Below are 24052 nucleotides of genomic sequence, written 5' to 3'. Positions count from 1 at the left end.
TGGCCGCGGGCGCGTTGCGCATCCCCGCCCACTTCAGCTTTCTGAAGGAAATCCATTGCGATGACGACATCGCCACCGGACCGGGCGCGATCCTGCGCAGCGTCCTGGCCGACGGCGAGCTGAGCCTGGGCGAGGCAGCTCCATCCTGCGCTGGGCCGGCGCCCGGAACGTCCGCATCGAACCGGACAGCCAACTGTTCGGACGGGCCGTGGCGGAGGAGACGCTGGACATTGCCGGCCCCATCCTGTTCCAGCGCATCCAAGCCGCAAGCATACGCCTGGGTGACGCGCCGCCGCAGCAGGCCGCGGCCGGGCCGCTCAGGGAGGTGGACATCGGCGGCTTGCCCGCGGCCCATCCCTTTAACGCGGAAATGCGCCGCGCGGTGGTGGACGGCGATTTCCAGTTGCCGGCAAACAGCTTGTTGCGCGGCCATCTGGTGGTGCGCGGCGGCTTGCGCATCGGCGCCGGCTGCCGGATAGAAGGCAGCGTCAAGGCCAGCGGGCCGGTGCGCCTGGCCCGCGGGGTGGTCGTGACCGGCGCCGTCGTGTCCGACCACTCCATCCTCTGCCGGGAACACTGCCAGCTGCTGGGCCCGGTCGTGGCGGACCGGCTCGTCGCCATCGGTGCCCATTCCGCGCTGGGCGCGCCGGACGCGCCCAACACCGTTTCTTCGCGCCGGGTTTTGCTGACGCCGCCTCTGCGCGCGCACGGCACCATCTGGGCCCGCGTCCGCGGCAAGGCGCGCGGATGATGAAGCGTCTCTATCTGCTGCTGGCCTTGTGCTGCGGGGCGGGACAGGCCGCAGCCGGCCTGCTCAGCTGGCCCGGCTATCAAGACGAGGACGGCGCCATCCTGCTGCAAGCGCATGGTCGCCATGTCGACCCTTATTTCGCGATGAAAGCCTTGCTGACAGCCGACGAACTGGGCCTGTCCATCGCCTCCGCCGCGGACGCCTGGACGGCATGGCTGGCCCCCAGACAGGAAAGCAACGGCAGTTTTCCCCGTTTCGAACGCCAGGCCGACGGTGTTTGGCGTCGGGCGGCCGACGCCGACGCCGACGACTCCACGCTGGCCATGTGGATTTCCTTGCTGAACCGGCGCTACCGGCGACAAGAAATGCCGCCGGCCCTGCAGGTCTCGCTGGCGCGCGCCCGGCGCGCGTTGTGGCGGCTGAGGCAAGCGCGCAGCGGCGTTTACGACTACACAGCCGGCGCCAAGCTGGCTTACCTGATGGACAACGTCGAGGTCTACGCGGCGCTGCGCGACGACTGCGTCAACGCCGGCGCCAGCTGCCGGAGGATGCGCCAGCTGGCCGCGGCGCTGCCCAAGACCTTTTGGGAGGCGAAAACCCGGCGTTGGCGCGTCGCCAGCCGCGACATCCCGCCCATCGCCTTCTACCCGGAAGCCGCCGCGCAACTCTTCCCCGACATGGCGGATTTGCCGGCGATGCCCGGTCAAGCCTCCTTCGACGCCTGGCTGCGCGGCGAAGGCCGGCCCTGGCTTGTCCAGGACAAGGCTCATCTGGACTTTCCCTGGGGCGTGCTGGCCCTGGCCGCGCTGAGAGGCGGCCGCGAGGACGCGGCGCGCGCCTGGCTGCGACAGGCGGCGCCGGCGCGCGGAACGCCGCGCTGGAACGTGCTGGAGGAAGCGGTTTTTCAAGGATTGACGCACCGCCTGGCGACAGCGGCGGAGCAAGAACAAAGGCAGGAAGAATGAACAAGATTCGATCATGTCCTCTTTGGATGTTCATCATCCTATTGCTTGGACTATTGCTGGCGGCAAGCGCGATCTGGCACAAGCTGAGCGCAAGCCGGACGCCGCCGCCCAGGGCCTTCATCGCCCTATTGCTGCCAGACAAGCCGGCCAGCAACAAATACGCGCTGGCCTGGCAGGACGCGGCCAACGAAGGCGGCGTGGCGATGATGCAGATCACCGCCAGCCAATTGGTGGACATGGAGCCGGAACAACGCGCCCGCATCCGCGGCATCATCTTGCCGGACACCATTCACCGCCATGTCGACGCGGCGCTGGCCGGGGTGCTGGAGGAATACGTGCAGGCGGGCGGCGCCTTATGGATCAATTACGACGCCGCCAGCGAAAACGCCGGCGGCCGCTTTCTGGACAAGCCGACGCTCGCTCGCATGGTGGGCGTGGATTATCTGCTGTACCGGGAACTGGGCAAGCAGATGGTGCGCAGGGACCTGATGCTGATGTCGCCGTCCGCGGTGGCCGAACTCGGCATCACCCCCGGCCGCTTCCAGCCCTATGCCGGCGGCAAGCCCTCCTTGCTGCAGGCCTCGACCTACGGCTACGACCAGGCGGCCTTCAGTTATCTGGCGACCCGCGGTTCTTTCCAGGGACGGGTGCTGGCCGAAGGCCCGGACGGCACCTTGATTGCCGGCCTGCGGGATTACGGCCGCGGCAAAGTCTTGTTCGTCAACCTGCCGGTCACCTTTCTCAAGATACGCACCGACGGCCTGTGGCTGCAGTCCTATCTGAACTTTTTCAATACGCGGGTGCTGCATCTGCCTCAGCTCGCCTCGGTGCCGGACGGCGTCGGCGGCCTGGTGATGAACTGGCACGTGGACGACGCCAACGCCATCCCCTATCTGGACCTGCTGAAAAAACTGGGCTTTCTCGAGCAAGGCCCCTATTCCGTCCATTTCACCACCGGTCCGGACACCAATCAGCCCGGCGACCACCGGGGCATGGACCTTGCCCATAACGCGCAAGCCCAGGACTGGGTTCGCCGCTTGCGGGCGCTGGGTTACGACATCGGCGCGCACGGCGGCTGGATGCACAACTACTTCGCCTTCAACATCAACGAGCACAACGGCAAGCAGTGGGCGTCCTATCTCGCCAACAACAAGCAAGACCTGGAAAACCTCACCCAGCAAGCGCTCACCGAGTATTCGGCGCCCAACGGCCACCATCCGGACTGGGTGACCGCCTGGCTGCGCCAACACGGGGTGCTGGCTTATTACTATGTGGGCGATCTGTCCATGGGCCCCACCCGGACCTATATCGACCCCGCCGACATGCATGGCCGGCCCTGGGCCTTCCCGGTATCGGCCAACGGCGGCATCGCCTCCTTCGAAGAAGCGGTACGCAATAAGCTGCCCAGCGAGCAAATGACGCTTTGGCTGCAGGACATGACCCGCTTCGCCGTGCAACAGCGGGTGGCGCGCCTGGTCTATTTCCACCCGCCGGGCGTCTACTTCTATCAGCAGACGGTCAAGCAATGGCTGGCTCAAACCCGGGCGCTGCGCGACCAGGGCGTCTTTCATTGGTACACGATGACCCAGCTGTCCCGCTTCCTGTCCCAGCGCGAACTGACTCAATGGCAAGTCGCGCCGGCGGAAGGCCGGGACGCGTCCTGGGTCAGCGTGAGCGCGCACAACCCAGGCAGCCTGGCGCGGCAAAGCTGGCTGCTGCCCAAAAGCTCGGCAAGACCGGTGCTGCGCTCCGGCAAAGCGGAGATAGAAGCGCTGCCGGACGCCTGGCGCGTCAGCGCCCAATCCGGGCAGGACCTGCGCTTTGACTATCTGCAAACAACGAGCGACACGACGGAGACCCGCCATGCTCAGTAAACCACTCGCCCACCTCTGCCTATTGGCCTGCTGCCTTGCTGGCCAAGCCCGCGCCGACGAGGCCGCCGCCCCGGAGGCGGCCGAAGCCTCGCCGGCCGCCGCCGATGTCGAGACGGAAGCCTCGACGCCGGAGCCGTACTCCTGGGCGCGCAGCATCGAAGTTGGCGGACAGCATTCCAGCCTCACCGCAAACAATCCCGCCTGGAACGGCGTCTATCTGTCCGGGGTATGGCAAACCGACGCCGGCAACGTCTTCGACTGGATCGCGGAGCAGGACAGCCGTTTCGGCGAACACGGCATCGCCTTGAACGCGGGCTGGAACCACGACATCAACCCGGACTGGTACAGCCGGCTGGAATTGGGGCGCAGCAGCAGCGGCACCTTCTGGCCCGGCACCCATTACGGCGCCGCCCTCAACCGCAAATGGCTGCCCGGCCGCAATCTGGTCAGCACCTTCGGCCTGGCCTACAACGACAACCGCCAAGGCTATAGCGACCGCATTCTGACCCTGGGCATGGCTTATTACTTCGACTCGCCCTGGGTGGTGGAAGGCGGCGTGCACCGCACGCTGAGCAATCCCGGCAGCGTGAGTTCGATGCAGGCTTACGGCGCGGTGACCTATGGACGCGACCGCTGGCGCCTGATCACCCTGGCCGTCAACGCCGGCGGCGAGGGCTATATGCCCATCGGCGTCGACCAGCCCAAGCAAAGCTTCGACAGCCAGCTCTATCAACTGAGCTGGAGGGAATGGATAGGCCGGCATTGGGGCATCCATGTCGGGGTCGAGCGCTACCACAGCCCTTATTACGACCGCTCCGGCATCACCACCGCCGTGTTCTGGAACCTGCCATGAGCCTTCAAGAACGTCTGCAACACTTCAAGGCGGTCCGCCACACCGGTCACGGCGGCGAGCGCATCTCCCTGCACCGGGCCATGCGCACCGAGCCGTTCCGGCGTCTGCGCTGGCTGGAGATCCTAGGCTTGCCGCTGCTGTTCAATCTCTTGCTGCTCGCCTTCCTGCCGCAGACGCTCGCCTTTTGGCAGGCGGTTACGGAGTGGAGCATCGCGGCGACCGGCGTGCCCGCCCAGCTCTCCCGCCTGGAGATACTGGACGGGCGGATACCGGGTTTATGGCTGCCGTGGCTGGATCTGCCGGCCTCGGTGCCCTCGTTCTGGCAATGGTGGAGCAATGGGCTTGCCGGCTTGCTGCTGCTGTTGCTGTCGTTTTTGATCAGCCCGGAAAACATGCCGCTGCGCTATCTGCTGCGCTTGTTCGTCATCATCCAGGCTTGCGCCTGCGTGTACTTCGCCTTCTTGCCGGCGGCCTTCAACCACTCGCTTCCCGAATATCACAGCTCCTGCCTGACCTTTGTGCTGACCTTGCTGTTCTTGATGCCCTGGGTGCACGCGCTGACCTTTCACGTGCTGGAAAAGCCGCTCTGGCACAAGCTTGCCCTGAGCGGCGCGTCCCTCGCCTACCTGTTGCTGGAAGCGCCGCTGCATTATTTCGCCGCCGCCTTGGTGCTGCATTACGGCTCGCTGCTGTTCATGCCCCTGCTCTTCATACTGGGCAGCCTGATGATGGAAGTCATGATGATGATTGCGCTGTACGCCTGGGCGATGAGTTGGGAATAAGAACCTGTTTACGATCCGCTGCGCGTCGTAAAACGTGACACGGCGAGTACCGCTTCGAAATGCTCATCTACCCCTTGTACATTTCGCTTTCTCAGCCATTTTCGCCTTGTCTCGCTCTAGCTCGCGAGATCGTAAACACGCTCTAAGAGCGGCATCGGCGCGAAACATCTCCGCCGCCTCTCATTCAAACCGCGCGGCGCGTGTATCCTGTGAGGCGGACCGCAATCAAGACCGGGAGGCCGCATGGGTTTCAGCGCAAATGAAAAAGACAAGATGGTGGCTTTGAAAGGCGTGGGCGCCACCGTGGTTTCAAGGCTGGAGCAAATCGGCTTTTCTTCCTTGCCGCAACTGGCGGACCAGGACCCGGCCTTGCTGACCCGCCAGATCGCCGACATGATGGGCTCCAGCTGCTGGCACAACAGCCCGCAGGCCAGGGCCGCGATCCAGGCCGTCGTCGATCTGGCGCGAACGGAGCGCGGCCAGGCCGCGGCGGCGGACCTTGACCCGATCGCCGAATAGGCAGGCCGCCAAGCTAGCTGCGCACTTTTGCCCGATCCGGTATATTGATTCTCATGCTCCAACCGCCTCCCCGTTCGGCCCGCGCTCAAACGCGCGGACGCCGCCGGAGGCATCAAATAGCTGGTAAACCCTTTAAGGCCAGTGAAATCAAAGGTTTAAGCCAAACATGCTATTGATGATCGACAACTACGACTCCTTCACCTACAACCTGGTCCAGTACTTCGGCGAACTGGGCCAGGAGGTCAAGGTGTTCCGCAACGACGAAATCGGCTTGCAGCAAATCGAAGCGCTGCAGCCCAAATACCTGGTGATCTCCCCCGGCCCTGCACGCCCAACGAGGCCGGCGTATCGGTGCCGGCCATCCGGCACTTCGCCGGCAAACTGCCCATCATGGGCGTGTGTCTGGGCCATCAGGGCATAGGCCAGGCTTTCGGCGGCCGCATCGTCCACGCCAAACAACTGATGCACGGCAAGGTGTCGCCGGTCAAACACCGCGATGTCGGCATGTTCCGCGGCCTGCCCAATCCCGTGACCTGCACCCGCTATCACTCGCTGGTGATCGAGCGCGAGACGCTGCCGGACTGCCTGGACGTCACCGCCTGGACCGACGACGGCGAAATCATGGGCGTGCGCCACAAGACGCTGCCGATCGAAGGCGTGCAGTTCCACCCGGAATCCATCCTCACCGATCACGGCCACGCGATGCTGGACAACTTCCTGAAAGAGTTCGCCTGATGAAGAGGATGTTGATGCTGAGCGCCGCACTGACTCTGTCCAGCGCGGCGCAGGCCGGCGCGCTGGACGACTGCATGCGGGCCGAGGCGCAAAGCCCGGCCGTGTCCGTCTGTCTGCAACAGCGCTTGAGCAAGGCCGAGGCCGAACTGACCCGCGGCGAGAACCAGGCCGCCGCGGCGATGCGCGAACTGGACCAGATCACCGGCAACCGCTACCGCGCCCGGCTGGCGCTCAGCCAATCCGGCCGCGCCTTCAAGACCTATCTGGACAAGCAGTGCCGCTGGGTGGCCAGCAGCTACGCCAGCGGCAACGGCGCGGATCAGGCGCGGACCGCCTGCCGCGTCGATCTGATCGAGCAGCGCCTCTCCCAACTGGCGGCGCACGCCGGCAATTGAATCACCGGACGGCGAGCCTTCGCGCGACGCCGCCCACGCAAGCAAAAGGACTCCCCCGATGATTACCCCGCAGGCCGCGCTGAACCGTCTGATCGACGGCAACGAGCTGTTCTATGATGAAATGCTGGACTTGATGCGCCAGATCATGCGCGGCGAACTGACGCCGGCGCAAACCGCGGCCATCCTGATCGGCCTGCGCGTCAAGGTGGAGTCGGTGTTGGAAATCGCCGCCGCCGCCACGGTGATGCGCGAGTTCGCCACCCCGGTGCCCATCAGCCAACGCGACCACCTGGTGGACACCTGCGGCACCGGCGGCGACAAATCGCATACCTTCAACATCTCCACCACCTCCGCCTTCGTCGCCGCGGCGGCCGGCGCCCGCGTGGCCAAGCACGGCGGCCGCTCGGTGTCGTCCAGCTCCGGCAGCGCCGACGTGCTGGAGTCGCTGGGCGTCAAGCTGAGCTTGAACGCCGAGCAAGTGGGCCGTTGCGTCGACGAAATCGGCATCGGCTTCATGTTCGCCCCCAACCACCACACCGCGATGCGCCACGTGGCGCCCATCCGCAAGGAGCTGGGCGCCCGCACCATCTTCAACATCCTCGGGCCGCTGACCAATCCGGCCGACGCCGAAAACCAGTTGATGGGCGTGTTCCACCCGGACCTGGTGGGCATCCAGGCGCGGGTGCTGAAACAGCTGGGCAGCCGCCACGCGCTGATCGTGCACGGCCTGGACGGCCTGGACGAGCTGACCCTGTCCGGCCCCAGCATGGTGGCTGAACTAAAGAACGGGCAAATCGAAGAGTACGAGCTGGACCCGCGCGAACTGGGCCTGGACTTCGCCGAACTCAAGCAATTGCGCGCGGACACCGCCGCCGCCTCGCGCGACATTCTGCTGTCGGTGCTTGACGGCCAAGCCGGCCCCGCGCGCGACATCGTCTGCCTCAACGCCGCCGCCGCCATCTACACGGCCGGCGTTTCCCCTACCCTGGCCGACGGTGTTACCATGGCGCGCGAAGCGCTCGACTCCGGACAGGCGCGCGCCAAGCTGGACCAATTGATCAGCCTGAGCGCCGCGCTGGCCGTCTGAGCCCCTAATTTCCGACGCGGAGCGCCGCCGCTCCGCGCGCCTCTTTCATTTCGATTGCATAAGAACGCCATGAGCAAACTGTCCAAAGACATCTTCAAGGCCTATGACATCCGCGGCATCGTCGGCAAGACCCTGACCAATGAAGTCGCCCGCCAGATCGGCCAGGCCGTCGGGTCCGAAGCCAAGGCCCGCAAAGTGAAAACCGTTGTGGTCGGCCGCGACGGCCGCCTGTCCGGCCCGGATCTGTGCCAGGCGCTGGCCGAAGGCATCCAGGCCGCCGGCGTCGACGTGATCGACGTCGGCCGCGTCGCCACCCCCATGCTGTACTTCGCCGCTCACGAACTGGGTTCGGTGTCCGGCGTCATGGTCACCGGCAGCCACAATCCGCCGGACTACAACGGCTTCAAGATGATGCTGGCCGGCAACACCCTGGCCGGCGACGACATCCAGAAGCTGTACCAGCGCATCGTCGACGGCGATCTCGCCAGCGGCGAGGGCGGCTACGGCACCCACGACATCGCGGAAGCCTATCTGGACCGCATCACCTCCGACATCAAGCTGGAGCGCCCGCTCAACATCGTGGTGGACTGCGGCAACGGCGTGCCCGGCGCTTTCGCCCCAGTGCTGTTCCGCCGCCTGGGCTGCCGCGTGCGCGAGCTGTTCTGCGACGTGGACGGCAATTTCCCCAATCACCACCCGGATCCAGCCAAGCCGGAAAACCTGCAGGACGTGATCGACGCGCTGCAGAAGACCGACGCCGAAATCGGCCTGGCCTTCGACGGCGACGGCGACCGCCTGGGCGTGGTGACCAAGGACGGCACCATCATCTGGCCGGACCGCCAGCTGATGCTGTTCGCCGCCGACGTGCTGGAGCGCAACCCCAAGGCCAAGATCATCTACGACGTGAAATCCACCCGTCTGCTCAAGCCCTGGATCAAACAGAACGGCGGCGTGCCGGTGATGGCGCGCACCGGTCACAGCTTCATCAAGGCCAAGATCAAGGAAACCGGCGCGCTGCTGGCCGGCGAGATGAGCGGCCACGTCTTCTTCAAGGAGCGCTGGTACGGCTTCGACGACGGCATGTACGCCGGCGCCCGCCTGCTGGAAGTGCTGTCCCGCGTGGACGACCCGAGCGAACTGCTCAACGCCTTGCCCAATGCGGTGTCCACGCCGGAATTGAATCTGAAAATGGCCAAGGAAGGCGAAAACCACGCCTTGATCGCCAAGCTGCAGGCCTCCGCCCGCTTCGACGGCGCCGAAGAGGTCAACACCATGGACGGCCTGCGCGTGGAATACAAGGACGGCTTCGGCCTGGCGCGCGCCTCCAACACCACGCCTGTGATCGTGCTGCGCTTCGAGGCCGACAACGACGCGGCGCTGGAACGCATCAAGGGCGACTTCCGCCGCGTGCTGGGCACCGCCACCGACGCCAAGCTGCCGTTCTGACGCCGACGGCCCAGCCTCATTGACCGCGCTCCGCGCGAGCGCGAACCCACACCGCCGGGGACATGGCCGCCGCCATGTCCCTGTTGTATTGAAAGGAAAACCATGTACGCCCAGGCTGCATCCAGCTTCAACACCTTGCGCGACCTGCTGCGTTTCGCCGTGTCCCGCTTCAACGACGCCGGCCTGTTCTACGGCCACGGCACCCAGAACGCCTACGACGAAGCCGCCTATCTGACGCTGTCCGCGCTCAAGCTGCCGGTGGACCAGCTCGAGCCCTTCCTGGACGCCAAGCTGCTGCCCACCGAGGTCAAGGACGTGATCGACATGATCGAGCGCCGCGCCGAACAGCGCGTGCCGGTGGCCTATCTGACCCACGAAGCCTGGCAGGGCGATTTCAACTTCTACGTGGACGAACGCGTGCTGGTGCCGCGCTCCTTCATCTACGAACTGCTGGGCGAACCGCTGCAGCCGTGGATCGAACACCCGGAGCTGGTCCAGCGCGCGCTGGATCTGTGCACCGGCTCCGGCTGCCTGGCGATTCAATTGGCTCACCACTACCCGGACGCGGAAATCGACGCGGTGGACATTTCGCTGGACGCGCTGGAAGTGGCGGCCATCAATGTGCAGAACTACGGCCTGGACGAGCGCGTGCAGCTGATCCACACCGATATGTTCGAGGGCATCGAGGACAAGTACGATCTGATCATCTCCAACCCGCCCTATGTCGACGCCGAATCGGTGGACGCCTTGCCGCCGGAATACCTGCACGAACCGGAACTGGCGCTGGGCTCCGGCGAAGACGGCCTGGACGCCACCCGCGAAATCCTGCGCCGCGCGCCGGACTTCCTGAACGACAAGGGCGTGCTGCTGGTGGAAATCGGCCACAACCGCGACATGCTGGAAGAATGCTTCCCCACCCTGCCCTTCATGTGGATGGAAACCGAAAGCGGCGACGGCTTCGTCTTCCTGATCACCCGCGAGGATCTGGTGGCCGGCCTGGCCGCCGACGCGCAGTAAAAACGTGTCAAAGTCCGCTGCGCTTCAGCGGGATTGTTGGACAAGGGCGTGGAAAACGCCAAGCTTCGGCTAAGAACCTGTTCATAGTCTGCTGTGCTTCGGCGATACGGCGTTGAAAACATCCTCAAAATGCTCATGTACCACTTGTACATTCCGCTTTTTCGCTTGTTTTCGCCTTGTCTCGCCATTGCTCGCGAGACTTTGAACAGGCTCTAAGGAGAAAACCGGCGACACCCTTGCGGATGTCGCCGGTTTTTTGCGACCGCTAGCCCTTGGACTGAACCGCGCCCGGATGCAGTTCACGCCAGATCTGCTCGGCCCGCTCCGCCGCCGCGGCTTTCTGCCCGGCGTTCAACTGCCGGTAGTCCTTGGTGGTCAGAAACCAGTCCGCGCTCAGCGCGTCCCCGGCTCGCCGCGCCACCAGATTCCAGGCCGCGGCCTCCAAGGGCTGCCGCTCCAGCAGATAGCTCTCGGAGATCATCGCCGCCGCATGCCGGTTGCCCAGCCGATACGCTTGCTGCAAGGCGGCGCGCGCCTCCTCACGGTAACGCATCTCCGGCTCGAAGCCCGGCCGCTGCGGCTTGCCGTCCAGCTCGAACAAATAGCGTTCGGCCAGATGGGTCAGGGCCTGGACATTGCCGGCGGCGGCCAGCTTGCGCAAGTCGGCCAAAGACATCCGGTAGAAGCGCTCGTCGATGGCATAGCCCAGCTGGCGCAAGGCCTGCTTGCGCTGGCGTTCGGCCTTGCTCTCCGGCAAGGGCTCCGCCGGGGCCGCGGCCGGCGGCGGGCCGTCGCCCACCGCGAAGCTCAGGCCCTGGTAAGCCCGCGCCGGACCGGCGCCCTTGGCCGGCGCGGCAGCCTCCGATTGAGCGGCGACAAAGGCCGCAGGAGCCTCCGGCGCCGGCTCGCTCAAACCCAGCCGCGCGCGGACCGGCTCAGGCAGGCTGAGCCAGGCCAAACCCAGCAAGGCCAGCCCGCCGGCCAGCCCCCACGCTCGCTTGCCCATTATCGATCAGATCGAGTTCAGGCAAGCATTGAGGCCGTTGGCGTGGCCGTAGCGCGAATAGTAATCGCGCTGCGACGGCGTGCCGTGCTCGCCGTAATCGGCGGCGTTGCGCGCCGAAGCCACCGCGTTCTCGATGAAGCTCGGATAACGCAGATTGGTTTCAGCGTACTTGGCGAAAGTGCCGCCCACGCAGTCGGCCTGCAGCTCCTGCATCGGCGCCTGACGGTAAATGTTATGGGTGAACTGGATGGAATGGCCCCATTCGTGCGCCAGAATGAACTTGGCCACATAGTTGCCATAGCTGTTTTCCTGCTGCTGCAGGAAGCCGGTGCCCACGCTGATGGTGTAAGGACCGCACGCCATCGCGCTGAGTTGAGGCTCGCGGCAGGCATACTGGTTGACGTAGACCGTCGGCCGCGCGTAGCCGCCGAGGAAGCCGCGGATCTCATTGGCGCTGGACTGGATATAACTGTTGTTCACCGGGGCTGCCACCACCGGGGAAGACAGACCGCCCAACACGGAAACCGCCATCAGACTGGCTTGAATCAAAGCTTTCATGACTAACTCTCCTTATGTTGTTCACAACGGAGATTTAGTTATGGTAAATGATTTGGTATTTACAAAGTTATTTTGCAATTCCAAATGAATATTTACGCAGTGAAAAATTACCTTGTCACGACAAACCGTATATGAAAAAGTGACGGGTTGCCCAAAAGCAAGCCGTCACTTTCAAAAAACCGTGCGTCAAACGCCTTCTCAGCCGCTCAGGCCATCCCTTCAAAACCGTAATTGCGCAACAACATGAAGGCGGTGAACAACATCACCAGACCGATCACGCAATCCAGCACCCGCCAGCTTTGCGGCCGCTGGAACAAGGGGCCAGCTTGCCGGCGAAGCAGCCGATGCCGCCGAACCACAGCACCGAGGCGCTGAGGCTGCCCAAGAGGAAGGACGGCGCGGCGCTCTCGCCGTAGATGGCGGACACGCCGCCGATCAACACCACGGTATCCAGCCAGGTATAGGGATTGAGCAGGGTCACCGCCAGCACAGTACGGATGGCGCGCTTGCGGTCCCGCTCCACGCCGCCGGCCAGCGACATCGCGCCCGGCGTCAGCGCGGAACGGAAGGCCTTGTAGCCCAGCCACAGGATGAAGCCCGCGCCCAGCCAGGTCACGGTGACGATGAAGCCGGGAATGGCGTTGAGCAGCTTGCCCACCCCATCACCCCGCAGGCGATCAGAAACACGTCGGCGACGATGCAGATGACGATGATGGGCAGGATGTGGCTGCGGCCTATGCCCTGCCGCAGCACGAAGGCATTCTGCGGCCCAATGCCGACGATCTGCCCGATGGATAGCCCAAGGGCAGACAGATAAACGCTGAAGTTGAACACGTACCGCTCCCGGAAAGTTTGGACACAGACTAAGGGAGCGACGTATCAAAGTAAAACTAATAAAAATTATTATATATAAGCTGAATTAATACTTACCCGCCGCTCCCAGTCCGCGATCCACGCCGGCAAGTGCTTGGGGTCCACCGGAGGCGAAATTTCGTAGCCCTGCCCGTCCAGGCAGCCTATCTCCAGCAGACGGTCCCAGATCGCCCGGCTCTCCACGCCCTCCACCACCAGCTTGCGGCCGGTGTAATGGGCGAAGGACACCATGCTGCGGATGATGGCCTCGTTGCCCGGCGTATCCAGCAGCAGCCGGACGAAGCGCTGATCGATCTTGATGGTGTCGAAGGGCAGCTGCTGCAAATGCACCAGCGAGGACGCGCCGGTGCCGAAGTCGTCCAAGGCGATGGACAGGCCCAGGTCGCGGCAATGCTCCAGCTTGGCGGTGATCTGCTCCGCCTCCTGCTGGGTCACGCTCTCCAGCACCTCCAGCTCCAGATAACCGGCCGGCAAGGGATAGGCCTGCAACAAGGCCTGGATGCCGGGCACGAAGCCCTCGTGTTTCAAGGTGATGGCGGACAGATTGACGCTGACCGGAATATGGCGGCCGTCCGCCAGCCATTCGCCGGACTGGCGCAAGGCCTCGCGCAGCACCCACCAGTCCAGCTCCCGCATCAGATCGGTGTTTTCTATCGCCGGGAAGAAGGCGCCCGGCATTTCCAGCCGGCCGTCCCGGCGCCAGCGCACCAGCGCTTCCACGCCCTCGATGCGGTTGTCGCGCAGATTGATCTTGGGCTGGTAGAACAGCGCCAGTTCATCGCGGGCGATGGCCACGGCGAAGGCGTTGCGCACCGCGTGCATGTGCTGGATTTCTTCGTCCATGGTTACATGGTAGTAACGGCAGTGGCCGCCGCCGGCTTCCTTGGCCCGGCTCAGCGCCAGCTCGCCGCGCCGCAGCAGCGCCGCGGCGTCGCTGCGCCCGTTCACCGGCTCCACCACGATGCCCATGCTGCAACGGGTGTGGATCACCACCCCCATGCAGTCCACCGGCTGCTGCAGACTGCCCATCAGGCTGTCCACCAATTGGTCCAGCTGCTCGTGACGGTCGCTGCAGGCGACAAAGCGCGAAGCGCCCACCCTGCCGACGTAGCCATAGGGATAGATGCAGCGCCGCAGCCGGTTGGCCACTTCGCACAGCACCGCGTCCCCGCCCTCGTGGCCCAGGCGGGCGTTGATTTCGTGAAAGCCCTCGATGGACAGCACCAGCACCGCCAGCCGCGCGTTGGCGCGGCGGATCTGCAGCTGCTTGTTGATGTGTTCCTTCATCAGGTGCCGGTTGGGCAGGCCGGTCAGCGGATCGTGGAAGGACAGGAAGGCCAGTTCGGATTCGGCGCGATGGCTGCGCTCCAGCGCGTCCTGGCGCTCCAGCGCGCGGCTGATCTCCCGCGCCATGGTGTCCACCAGCGCCACCTTGGTGTCGTCGAAAAACCCCGGCTGGCCGGAGTAAAGCGACAAGGTGCCGATCACCTGCTCGCGCAGCGTCAGCGGCGCCACCAGCGCGCTGCGCACATTCCTGGCGTTGAGCACCCGCATCCACGGCTGCATCGACGGGTCTTCGCCGCAGTCGTTGACCACCTGGACCGCCAGGCCGCGGATGGCCCGGCCGCTGGGGCCGCGGCCATGCAGGCTTTCGGACAGCGCGGAGACTTGCAGCCGGGGAATGAAGGCTTCGGCGTGAACGCCGGCCATCGCCGCCGGACGCACGCACTGGGAGTCGGCGTCCAAGAGGCCCACCCAGGCATGGGAGAAATCGCCCTCGCGGACGCAGACGTCGCAAATCGCCTGGAACAGTTCGCGGCGCTCAGAGCAGCGCACCAGGGCCATGCTGACCCCGCTGAGAGTGGCGTACAGGCCGGACATGGTCTGCAAATGGCGGTGCTTGCTGTCCACCGCCTCCTGCAAGGACTGCTGGTGGCCGTGCAATTGCAGCATCTGGTCCAGCAGAATGCGCTTGCGCAAGAGCCGCGACAACGCGGCAAGCTCGTCCAGGGCCAGCCCGGCCTCGGTCAAGCGCGCCAGGAAATGCGCCTGGCAGCGCTCGTAAGCGCCCACCACCCACATCAGGCCCACGCCCAGTTGGCGCATCAAACGCCCTTGCTCCACCACGCGCCGGGCGGCGCGTCCGTTGACCGGGCGGGTCAGCATCCGCTCGCAATACTGCAATAAGGCGTCCACCAGCGAATCGATACCGCCCGGCAGGCGCTCGCTCAGCAGCGCCAGCGTGTCCGGGCATTTCATCGCATACCAGTAGAACTCCTTGCCCAAGGCCTCCTTGCGCGACAACAACAACGGAGCATGGGCGCTGAGCGTCGCCATATGATCCGCCCGAACTCCGATAAAACGGCACATGCCATCCAATAGTGCCTTATTATCTGCTTGCATCTTCAACATGCCTGTCATTGGCCATGAGCCGCCGGCGCCAGCCGATCAGAACCGTCGCCGCCAGCCGCTCTAATTATTTTTATGCCGCCACCGCGTGCAGGCAAACCTTTGCACCGTCCGTGTTCGGACGAAGCAGCACAACATGCCATAGGTGGCGGCGATAAGGCAAGAAACACCGTGGAATTATCACGGCAAGGACGTAAAAACATGCTTGATCCGAAACAACTGGAAACCTTATCGGCCGTCGCCGAAACCGGAGGCTTCGACAAGGCGGCCAAAAAGCTGTTCCTGACCCAGTCCGCCATTTCTCAACGCATCCGCCAGCTGGAAGAACAACTGGGCCAGCCGGTGCTGACCCGCACCATCCCGGCCGAACCCACCGAGGCCGGCCGCCAGCTGCTGCAATACTTCCGCCAGATCAGTCTGATGGAAAACCAGCTGATGAACACCCTGCTGCCCAGCGGGCCGCGGCCGGAGTTCACCACCCTCGCCATCGCCGTCAACGCCGACAGCCTGGCCACCTGGTTCTTGCAGGCGGTGCAGCCGGTGCTGGACAGCCAGCCGGTGCTGCTGGACATCATGGTGGACGATCAGGATTACACCCATGAGTTGATGCGCGCCGGCCACGTGGTCGGCTGCGTCAGCACCCGGCCGCAGCCTATCCAGGGCGGCGACAGTCTGTTCCTGGGCCATATGCGCTATCTATGCGTCGCCACCCGCGATTTCGCCCACCGCTACTTTCCGGACGGCGTCACCGAAACGGCGCTGGCCGCCGCGCCCACCATTCTGTACAGCCGCAAGGACGACGTGCATCGCGAATTTCTGCTGCACACCGTGTCCTATCACGGCGGCTTCCCCTATCTGACGGTGCCCACGCCGCAGGGCTTCGTCGAAATCACCCGCCAGGGCCTGGCCTACAGCCTGCTGCCCGAACTGATGCTGGAAGACGACATCGCCTCCGGCCGGCTGATCGACCTGTTTCCGCAGCAGCATCTGGACATTCCGCTGTATTGGCACCACTGGCGGGTGGAGTCGGCCTTGTCGCAGGCGCTGGCCGACGCGATGGCGCGGCATTGCCGGGACCACCTGCGCCAATGACCAGTCGGCGCGGCTTGCGCCGGAGCGGACGCCTCTGCTGTACTGAAGCCGGACGCGCGCGCCGCGGCGGGATATTGACAGCCCGGCCGCGCGCGGCGCAACATGCCACGCCAACCGCAACGGAGGCAATATGACCGGCAACACACCCAACAACGAGCAATGGGCCGAGTTGGAAATGGCCGCCCGCCTGGCGGCTCGCCAGGCTTATGTCCCTTACAGCAAGTTCGCCGTCGGCGCCGCCATTCTGGACGGCGCCGGCAAGATCCACATTGGCTGCAATGTGGAAAACGCCTCCTACGGCCTGACCAATTGCGCCGAGCGCACCGCGATCTACGCCGCGCGCGCCAACCACGGCATCCAGGATGTCCTGGCGGTCTGCATTTACACCCCCACCGCCACGCCTACGCCGCCCTGCGGCGCCTGCCGCCAGGTGCTGAACGAATTCGGCCCGTCCATGCGCGTGCGCGCCATCTGCGACGGCGAGGATCAGATAGACACCACGCTGAAAGTGCTGCTGCCGGGCGCTTTCGGACCCAAGAACCTCAAGGACGCGAGCTAAAGCCCGCTCACGGCGCGCGCGGCGCCGGCCTCAGCTGGTAGCCGCGCTGCCGCAGCTGGCGCACCAAGCCCTGGGGGCCGGCCAGATGCAGCGCGCCCACCGCCACGAACAGCCGCTTTGAAGCCGCCCAGTCGTCTATGCGGCGCGCCATCGCCAGATTGCGGCGGTCCAGCATTTCATGCTGGGTCCAGGCGCTGAGCCGCGGATAGCCGGGCAGCGCCACCAAGGCCTGCAAGGCGTCCAGATCGCCGCGCTCCCAAGCTGAGATCAAATCCCGGTAATAACGATCCGCCTCCTCCGCGCCCTGCCATTCGGCGCTCTGACGCACCCATTCGCGCAGCGCCGGCGCCGGCATCTCAAACAATAAACGGCTCTGCTGGCCGGCCGTTTCCAGGGCCAGCACCGGCCGCCTGGCCGCGCGCGCCATCTCCAGCAACATCGCTTCGCGGCTGTGCTGCGCCTGCTGCCCCATGCGCTGGTATTCCCGCAGCGCCAGCTGCATCAGCCACAGGCTGGGCGCCAGGCTGCGCGCCTGCTCGCGCGCCACGCCCATCTGATCCAACTGACTCAGCAAGGAGTCCCGGCTGCCGGCGTCCAACTGCCGCCACTGCCTGGGCGCGGCGGCGCCGGCCAGCGCCGTCACCTCGGCCACCGCCGCCTCCGCCGTCGGGTCCAATTCCAGCACCAGCGCGTCGCTGGCGCTCAGCGCCTGTTCCAAGCCCCAGTCCGGCGCGTCGGAGCCCGGCCGGCCCACATGCATGGTGCCGTACAGATAATGGGTGCGGCCCTGCTTGCTGAAGGTGAACAAGGGGCCGTAGGCCGGCGCCGCCGCGGCCAAGGCCGCCGGCAGAAGCCAGCACAGCGCCAGCCAGACGCCCCAAAGGCAATGCCATCGTTTCATGTCTGCGATCCAAATCAAAACCGGTCAAGGATACCAGCTTGGCGCCTTCCCGCCGGCGCGCTTTCAAGCCCTTGCCGCGCCAAAGCCCGGCCACTTGCAAGCGGCGCTTCAAATAAGTAATTGCCCCGAGGCAAAAACTGTTCTTTAGGACAGTTCGAAAGCTTTGCGGTTTGCTAATCCGAATACACCGCCTCACCGCCAGCCTTAGCCACTCCCGCCTCGGCCGCGCCGGAACGGCGTTCGCATCGAGGAGAACGACATGGCTCGCGTCCGCAAAGACATCTTGAAAATGAGCAATCCCTGGGACCCCACCGTGCTGTGGTACGCGCGGGCGGTGCGGGAAATGCAGAAACGCCCGATCAAGGACCCCACCAGCTGGCGTTACCTGGCCGCCATCCACGGCTTCGACTCCCAGCTCTGGCAACAACATGGTTATCTGCAAGCCGGCGAAGCGCTGCCCAGCGCCGCCGATCAGAACACCTACTGGCGGCAATGCCAGCACCAGAGCTGGTATTTCATGCCCTGGCACCGCGGCTATCTGGCGGCCTTCGAAGCCATTGTGCTGGCGGAGATCGTCAAGCTGGGCGGCCCCGCCGACTGGGCCTTGCCCTATTGGAACTACAGCGACGGCGCCAACGCCAAGGCGCGCGACCTGCCCACCTGTTTCCAGTCCAAGACCTTGCCGGACGGCGGCGCCAATCCCTTGTGGCTGGCCCAACGCTACGGCTGGAACAACCAGCCCAATCACATCACGCTGCGCCCGGAAACCGTGCAGCTCACCGCCTTGAAGGACGCGCAGTTCATCGGCACCGCCAACGGCATTCCGCCGGGCTACGGCGGGCCGCAAACGCCGTTCTGGCACGGCGGCGGCAATAGCGGCGGGCTGGAAAACCTGCCGCACAATCCGGTGCACACCAATATCGGCGGCCGCAACGGCCTGATGTCGGACCCCGACCTCGCCGGCCTGGACCCGGTGTTCTGGATCCACCACTCCAATATCGACCGGCTGTGGCAGGTATGGCTCAATCGCAATCCCGGCCACAAAAACCCCAGCAACGACAATTGGCTGGAAGGCCCGGTCAACCGCAAGTTCGCGATGCCGCGCCCCAACGGCAGCGGCTACACCTTTGTCGCCAAGGACATGCTCAACACCCAGGCGCCGAACCTGAACTACGTCTACCAGGACGTATCGGACCCTCTCGGCGGCGCCAGCCGTGTCGCGCAGCGCATGCAGACGCTGGCGGCCATCCATCCCGACACCGCGGCGGCAAACACCATGGCGAACAATCCGAAAACCGAACTGCTGGGCGCCAACGCGGCGGCGATCAAACTGGGCAACAACACCGTCCACGCGCAGATGCAGCTGGACGACGACGCCAAGAACAAGGTGCTGAGCAGCTTCCAGGCCAGCCAGGCCGCCGCCCGCCAGTTCAAGGCCCAGCCAGACGCCGCGCCGCAAGAGCCGGACCGCGTCTTTCTCAGCCTGGAGAACATACGCTGCAAAGTGGACGGCGGCACGTTCAACGTCTACGTCGGCCTGCCCCAGGGCGCCGACCCGGCGCAACACCCGCAGAACTTGGCCGGCACTATCGCGCTGTTCGGCGCGCGCAAGGCCTCGCTGGCCGAGCACGGCGGCAACGGCGTCAGCCAGACGCTGGAGATCACCGACATCGTGGACCGCATGTGTCAAAGCCAGACGCTGGACACAGCGCCGATGGGGGTGCAATTGGTGCCGGTGTCCGACATCGAGGACGACGACGAGGTGACGATAGGCCGCATCAGCGTCTACCGCCACGGCCAGTAAGCGTCCATGCCGGTCAAGACCCTGATCGCCGCGCTGCGGGACACGCCCTGGCCGCTGCGCTGCGCCAGCCTCTTGGGCTGGCTCGGCCTGATCGCCCTGGAGCGGCGGCTGACCGCGCCGGGTTATTGCGGCGCCTGGGTTCTGGAGCGTCCCGGCGGCGGCTGGGACGCGCTGACCGGCGCGCTGTGGCTGAACCCGCCGGCGCAATGGCTGCCGTCCTGGCTGTTGATGCTGCTGGCGATGATGGCGCCGCTGCTGGCCGACCCGTTGCGGCAACTGTGGCTGCGCAGCCTGGCGCGCAAGCGCGCGCTGGCGCTGGCCATGTTCTGCTGCGGCTATCTAGTGCCCTGGCTCGTCGCCGGCCTGCTGCTGCACCTGCTCGGCCTGGCGCTGCTGACCTTCAGCGCCGCGCCATGGCAGGCCTTCGTCGTCGCCTGCGGCGTCGCGGGGCTCTGGCAGGCGGCGCCGCAGCGGCTGCGCGGCCTGCAAGCCTGCCACCGCCAGCCCAGGCTGTCGCCGTTCGGCTGGCCGGCCGCGCTGTCGGCGCTGCGCGCCGGCCTCGCCGCCGGCGTCTGGTGCGCGGGCGCCTGCTGGGCCTGGATGTTGCCGCCTTTGCTCGCGGGGCCAGGGCATCTGCCCTTGATGGCAGCGATCGGCCTATGGCTGCTGCTGGAACGCCGCCGGCCGGAGGGCGCGCCGCCCTTGTTGTCCATCCCCAAAGCTTGGCGCCCAGGCGGGCGCGAGCGCCCGGCCGGCGGCGTGAAAGGCCATGCGGCGGGAAGTCCCTAGCGCCAAAGACAACGGCCCGCGATTGCGGGCCGTTTCAGCGCGTCCTCAGCCAAGCGGCGGATTCAAGGCATTGCGGCAATGACCCCTAAACGCCTTCCTTAACGGCGCTCCGCCGCGATGGCCTGCGCCACCGCCTCCGCCACCTTGATGCCGTCCACTCCGGCGGACAGAATCCCCCGGCGTAGCCGGCGCCCTCGCCGGCCGGGTACAGGCCGCGCACGTTCAAGCTCTGGCAATCCTCGCCGCGGGTGATGCGCAGCGGCGAGCTGGTGCGGGTTTCCACCCCGGTCAGCACCGCGTCGTGCATATCGTAGCCGCGGATTTTCTTGCCGAACTCCGGCAGCGCCTCGCGCATCGCCGCGATGCAATAATCCGGCAAGGCCGCGGCCAGATCGGTCCAGTACACGCCGGGTTGATAGGACGGCGGCACCGAACCCACCTGAGTGGACGGTTTGCCGGCCAGGAAATCGCCCACCAGCTGCGCCGGCGCTTCGTAAGTGCCGCCGCCCAGCACATAGGCGCGGCTTTCCAGCTCGCGCTGGAAGGCGATGCCGGCCAGCGGATCCCCCGGATAATCGTCCGGACCGATGCTGACCACCAGGCCGGAATTGGCGTTGCGCTCGGCGCGCGAGTATTGGCTCATGCCGTTGGTCACCACGCGGCCCTCTTCCGAGGTGGCGGCCACCACCTGGCCGCCCGGGCACATGCAGAAGCTGTACACCGCCCGGCCGTTGCCGGCGTGGTGCACCAGCTTGTAATCCGCCGCGCCCAAGAGCGGATGGCCGGCGTATTTGCCCCAGCGCGCCTTGTCGATCAGCGTCTGCGGGTGTTCGATGCGGAAGCCCACCGAGAACGGCTTGGCTTCCATATACACGCCGTGGCCGTGCAGCATCTCGAAACTGTCGCGCGCGCTGTGGCCCAGGGCCAGCACGATGTGATCGGCGCGGATCTGCTCGCCGCTGGCCAAGGTCAGGCCGCGCGCCACTTTGCGCCCGTCCGGACCGTCTTCCAGATGAATGTCGGCGACACGCTGCTGGAAGCGGATTTCGCCGCCCAGCTCCTCGATCTCGGCGCGCATTTTTTCCACCATGCTCACCAGGCGGAAGGTGCCGATATGCGGCTTGGCCACGTAGAGGATTTCCTCCGGCGCGCCGGCTTTGACGAACTCGGTCAGCACCTTGCGGCCCAGATGACGCGGGTCCTTGATCTGGCTGTACAGTTTGCCGTCGGAGAAGGTGCCGGCGCCGCCTTCGCCGAATTGCACATTGGACTCGGGGTTCAAGACCTTGTTGCGCCACAGGCCCCAGGTGTCCTTGGTGCGCTCGCGCACCTTCTTGCCGCGCTCCAGCACGATGGGCTTGAAGCCCATCTGCGCCAGCAGCAGCGCGGCGAAGATGCCACAGGGGCCGAAACCCACCACCACCGGGCGGCGCTCCAGGTTTTCCGGCGCCTGCCCCACATAGTGATATTGGGTGTCCGGCGTCGGCATCACGTGCTTGTCGGCCTTGAAGCGGGCCAGCAGACGGGCTTCGTTGGCCACGTCGATGTCGACGATGTAGGCCAGGTTCATCATGCCCTTGCGCGCGTCGTAGCTGCGCTTGAAGACGACGACCTGGCGGATGTCCTGCTCCGGCACGCCCAGATAAGCCGCGATCGCGGCGTTCAGCTCTTCCGGGGCGTGTTCCAGCGGCAGTTTCAATTCGGTAATGCGCAACATCTTGAATTCCAGTACGGGTTGGTGTCTATTCAACGAGGCGGTATTGTAGCGGCAAACCGCTCTTAACCCTATCGCCAAGACGCAAACTTCCCGTAAGAATCTGTTCGCCGGCCTGCCGCGCGCCGTCTACCGCGCTACACCTGGAATCCGGCCACCGTCTGCCGCAGGCCGCCGGTCACCTCGTCCATGCTCTGAATGCCGCTGGACGCCTGGGTGGCGGCGGCGGCGTTGCCGGCGGCCACCTGGGCGATCTGCTCCACGTGGCGGGCGATGTCCTGGCTGGCCACGCCTTGCTCCTGCAGCGCATGGGAGATATCGCGCACCACTTGCACCACCTGGCCGGCGCTGCCGCGTATCTGCTGAATCATCTCCCCGCCCTGCTCGGCCAGCGCCAGCCCGGCGCGCACCCGCTCCACGGTCTGGCTCATATTGGCGCGCGACTGATCGGAGCTGAGCTGGATCTCGTCTATCATGCCGGCGATCTCCTCGGTGGCCTGCGCGGTGCGTTCGGACAGTTTGCGCACCTCGTCCGCCACCACCGCGAAACCGCGGCCGGTTTCGCCGGCGCGCGCCGCCTCGATCGCCGCGTTCAGGGCCAGGAGATTGGTCTGATCGGCAATGTCCTTGATCACCTGCATGATGCTGGAGATGGTGGCGGTCTTGTCCGCCAGCGCCGAGATCGCCCCGGCGGTGAGGTCCACCGTCTCGCTGATGCCCTTCATCTCCGCCACGGCCTTGGCGATCACTTCGCCGCCCTCGTCCGACAAACTGCCGGACTGCTGCGACACCTGGCGCGCGTCCTGCGCGTATTGGGAGATGTGGTTGATGCTCACCGTCAGCTCTTCGATCGACGCCGCCATCGAAGTGGCGCTCTCGCTTTGCTGCTGGGAGTTGTCCGCCACCGCCTGCGCGCCGGTCACCACCTCCTCGCTCAGCCGCCCCAGTTCGCCGGCGCTGGCCACGATGTCGGCCACCATCTGCCGCAAAGCCTGCTGCATATGGGCGATATTGGCCATCAGGCTGTCCGCGTCGCCCGCCCGCACCGGCACCGGCACATCCAGCCGCCCGCCGGCGATTTCCCGCACCACGGCCGCGGTCTGCGCCGGCTCCGCGCCCAATTGCCGCATCACGCTGCGGAACAGCCACCAGCCCAGGCCGCCGCACACCGCGGCGATCAGCAGCACCTGGACCGCCACGCCCAGCAATTGCACACGCAAGGCCGCCCAGACGTCGTCCATATACAGGCCGGTGCCCACCACCCAGCCCCAGCGCGGGCTGGACTGCAAATACGCCAGCTTGGGCTGCGGCTCCGCCGAGCCGGGCTTGTCCCAGACGAATTCCGCGAAGCCCTTGCCCTGCCCCTGCCTCAGGGTCTGGTCGAACTTGTCGCCCAGGCTGCTGCCGCTGGAATCCTTGACCGCGTGCATATCCTTGCCCACCAGCTTGGGGTTGACCCCGTGCGCCAGCCAGACCAGCCCCTTGTCCAGGGTGAAAAAATACTCCTTGCCGGCGAAACGCAGCCGGGTCAGCGCCAGCAGCGCCTGGCGCTGCGCCTCCGCCTCCGGCATGGCGCCGGCCGCCGCCCGCTCCTCGTAATTGGCCACCAGGCTCAAGGCGTTCTCCACCTGGCCGCGGATCAGATCCTGCCGGTCCGCCATCATTTGCTGATGCATGCTGCGCAGCACCAGGCCGCCCAGCAGACAAGTCAACGCGATCACGCTAAAAATCAATAACAACAAACGCTGCTTCAAGGAAAGGCCCGCTTGCATGATGTCTCCAAAAATCGCTGACGAGGCGGCAAACCGGGTCGCAGGCATGCCGCGGCGGTCCGGTTTATTCGCTGGTTTTATTAAGCAAACCCAAATAATACACCCGTCATTAATCAGCTGACTATGATTAATGACATATGCTTGATTTGCG

The 24052-nt window shown here is 65.4% G+C and carries 20 protein-coding genes and 2 pseudogenes; 15 read left to right on the top strand and 7 right to left on the bottom strand.

The window, feature by feature from the left end; genetic code table 11:
* Positions 1 to 208: 208 nt before the first annotated feature.
* The 11 genes and pseudogenes from HQN78_RS05960 to prmB all read left to right on the top strand — a co-directional run bounded on the left by HQN78_RS05960 (position 209) and on the right by prmB (position 10424).
* Positions 209 to 751 (top strand): hypothetical protein, encoded by a 543-nt coding sequence (locus HQN78_RS05960; RefSeq protein WP_235088509.1) that lies wholly within the window; start codon positions 209 to 211, stop codon positions 749 to 751.
* Positions 748 to 1716: a hypothetical protein gene (locus tag HQN78_RS05955; RefSeq protein WP_235088506.1), complete on the top strand. Its 969-nt coding sequence runs from the start codon at positions 748 to 750 to the stop codon at positions 1714 to 1716. Before HQN78_RS05960 ends, HQN78_RS05955 begins: the two co-directional genes overlap by 4 nt.
* Positions 1713 to 3590, top strand: a complete 1878-nt coding sequence (locus HQN78_RS05950) for a polysaccharide deacetylase family protein (protein ID WP_235088504.1) — start codon at positions 1713 to 1715, stop codon at positions 3588 to 3590. The genes HQN78_RS05955 and HQN78_RS05950 overlap by 4 nt, the downstream gene beginning before the upstream one ends.
* The gene (locus tag HQN78_RS05945) at positions 3580 to 4443 is read left to right on the top strand and encodes a YaiO family outer membrane beta-barrel protein (protein WP_107798919.1); all 864 of its coding nucleotides are present in this window, start codon (positions 3580 to 3582) and stop codon (positions 4441 to 4443) included. The genes HQN78_RS05950 and HQN78_RS05945 overlap by 11 nt, the downstream gene beginning before the upstream one ends.
* Positions 4440 to 5225: a hypothetical protein gene (locus HQN78_RS05940; RefSeq protein ID WP_235088502.1), complete on the top strand. Its 786-nt coding sequence runs from the start codon at positions 4440 to 4442 to the stop codon at positions 5223 to 5225. Before HQN78_RS05945 ends, HQN78_RS05940 begins: the two co-directional genes overlap by 4 nt.
* A 243-nt stretch (positions 5226 to 5468) precedes the next feature.
* Entirely contained in the window at positions 5469 to 5744 is a 276-nt protein-coding gene (locus HQN78_RS05935; RefSeq protein WP_235088497.1) for a recombinase RecA, read from the top strand.
* 166 nt (positions 5745 to 5910) lie between these two features.
* Positions 5911 to 6479: pseudogene (locus tag HQN78_RS05930) on the top strand (aminodeoxychorismate/anthranilate synthase component II).
* Entirely contained in the window at positions 6479 to 6874 is a 396-nt protein-coding gene (locus tag HQN78_RS05925) for a lysozyme inhibitor LprI family protein (protein ID WP_235088494.1), read from the top strand. Before HQN78_RS05930 ends, HQN78_RS05925 begins: the two are co-directional and overlap by 1 nt.
* Before the next feature lie 58 nt (positions 6875 to 6932).
* Positions 6933 to 7961, top strand: coding sequence for an anthranilate phosphoribosyltransferase (gene trpD, locus HQN78_RS05920; protein WP_235088492.1), 1029 nt, complete (start codon positions 6933 to 6935; stop codon positions 7959 to 7961).
* Positions 7962 to 8030: 69 nt separating this feature from the next.
* Entirely contained in the window at positions 8031 to 9407 is a 1377-nt protein-coding gene (locus tag HQN78_RS05915; RefSeq protein WP_235088491.1) for a phosphomannomutase/phosphoglucomutase, read from the top strand.
* A 102-nt stretch (positions 9408 to 9509) separates the two neighbouring features.
* Positions 9510 to 10424, top strand: a complete 915-nt coding sequence (gene prmB / locus HQN78_RS05910; RefSeq protein ID WP_107798910.1) for a 50S ribosomal protein L3 N(5)-glutamine methyltransferase — start codon at positions 9510 to 9512, stop codon at positions 10422 to 10424.
* Between the two features lie 265 nt (positions 10425 to 10689).
* On the opposite strand, the gene HQN78_RS05905 is transcribed toward prmB, so the two are convergent.
* From HQN78_RS05905 to HQN78_RS05890, 4 genes and pseudogenes are all read right to left on the bottom strand, one after another.
* Entirely contained in the window at positions 10690 to 11430 is a 741-nt protein-coding gene (locus HQN78_RS05905) for a hypothetical protein (RefSeq protein WP_107798909.1), read from the bottom strand.
* A gap of 6 nt (positions 11431 to 11436) precedes the next feature.
* Positions 11437 to 11988: a hypothetical protein gene (locus HQN78_RS05900; RefSeq protein WP_227103273.1), complete on the bottom strand. Its 552-nt coding sequence runs from the start codon at positions 11986 to 11988 to the stop codon at positions 11437 to 11439.
* 274 nt (positions 11989 to 12262) lie between these two features.
* A pseudogene (locus HQN78_RS05895) lies at positions 12263 to 12741 on the bottom strand (LysE/ArgO family amino acid transporter).
* A gap of 150 nt (positions 12742 to 12891) precedes the next feature.
* The gene (locus HQN78_RS05890) at positions 12892 to 15264 is read right to left on the bottom strand and encodes an EAL domain-containing protein (RefSeq protein WP_158274256.1); all 2373 of its coding nucleotides are present in this window, start codon (positions 15262 to 15264) and stop codon (positions 12892 to 12894) included.
* A 207-nt stretch (positions 15265 to 15471) separates the two neighbouring features.
* On the opposite strand from HQN78_RS05890, the gene HQN78_RS05885 reads away from it, so the two are divergent.
* On the top strand, positions 15472 to 16362 hold the full coding sequence (locus HQN78_RS05885) for a LysR family transcriptional regulator ArgP (protein ID WP_235088490.1): 891 nt from the start codon (positions 15472 to 15474) through the stop codon (positions 16360 to 16362).
* A 130-nt stretch (positions 16363 to 16492) separates the two neighbouring features.
* The gene (locus tag HQN78_RS05880) at positions 16493 to 16921 is read left to right on the top strand and encodes a cytidine deaminase (protein ID WP_107798904.1); all 429 of its coding nucleotides are present in this window, start codon (positions 16493 to 16495) and stop codon (positions 16919 to 16921) included.
* 7 nt (positions 16922 to 16928) lie between these two features.
* Here HQN78_RS05880 and HQN78_RS05875 read toward each other — a convergent pair whose 3' ends face one another.
* Positions 16929 to 17822 carry a TraB/GumN family protein gene (locus HQN78_RS05875; RefSeq protein ID WP_235088489.1) on the bottom strand — a complete coding sequence of 298 codons (894 nt, stop codon included), beginning with the start codon at positions 17820 to 17822 and terminating at the stop codon, positions 16929 to 16931.
* Positions 17823 to 18081: 259 nt separating this feature from the next.
* Between HQN78_RS05875 and HQN78_RS05870 the strand changes: the two genes are divergently transcribed.
* Together HQN78_RS05870 and HQN78_RS05865 are read left to right on the top strand one after the other, a co-directional pair.
* The gene (locus tag HQN78_RS05870) at positions 18082 to 19626 is read left to right on the top strand and encodes a tyrosinase family protein (protein WP_107798902.1); all 1545 of its coding nucleotides are present in this window, start codon (positions 18082 to 18084) and stop codon (positions 19624 to 19626) included.
* Positions 19627 to 19632: 6 nt separating this feature from the next.
* On the top strand, positions 19633 to 20415 hold the full coding sequence (locus HQN78_RS05865; protein WP_235088488.1) for a DUF2182 domain-containing protein: 783 nt from the start codon (positions 19633 to 19635) through the stop codon (positions 20413 to 20415).
* An 85-nt stretch (positions 20416 to 20500) separates the two neighbouring features.
* On the opposite strand, the gene HQN78_RS05860 is transcribed toward HQN78_RS05865, so the two are convergent.
* Both HQN78_RS05860 and HQN78_RS05855 read right to left on the bottom strand, forming a co-directional pair.
* Positions 20501 to 22132, bottom strand: a complete 1632-nt coding sequence (locus HQN78_RS05860) for an NAD(P)/FAD-dependent oxidoreductase (RefSeq protein WP_235088487.1) — start codon at positions 22130 to 22132, stop codon at positions 20501 to 20503.
* 134 nt (positions 22133 to 22266) lie between these two features.
* Complete coding sequence (locus HQN78_RS05855; RefSeq protein WP_107798899.1) at positions 22267 to 23901, bottom strand: methyl-accepting chemotaxis protein; 1635 nt, start codon at positions 23899 to 23901, stop codon at positions 22267 to 22269.
* Positions 23902 to 24052 lie beyond the last annotated feature (151 nt).

Origin of the sequence: Chromobacterium sp. Beijing (assembly GCF_021496765.1) — a bacterium.
GTDB lineage: Bacteria > Pseudomonadota > Gammaproteobacteria > Burkholderiales > Chromobacteriaceae > Chromobacterium.
Note: the sequence above shows the minus strand (reverse complement) of the source record. Positions and strands in the feature narration are given on the sequence as shown.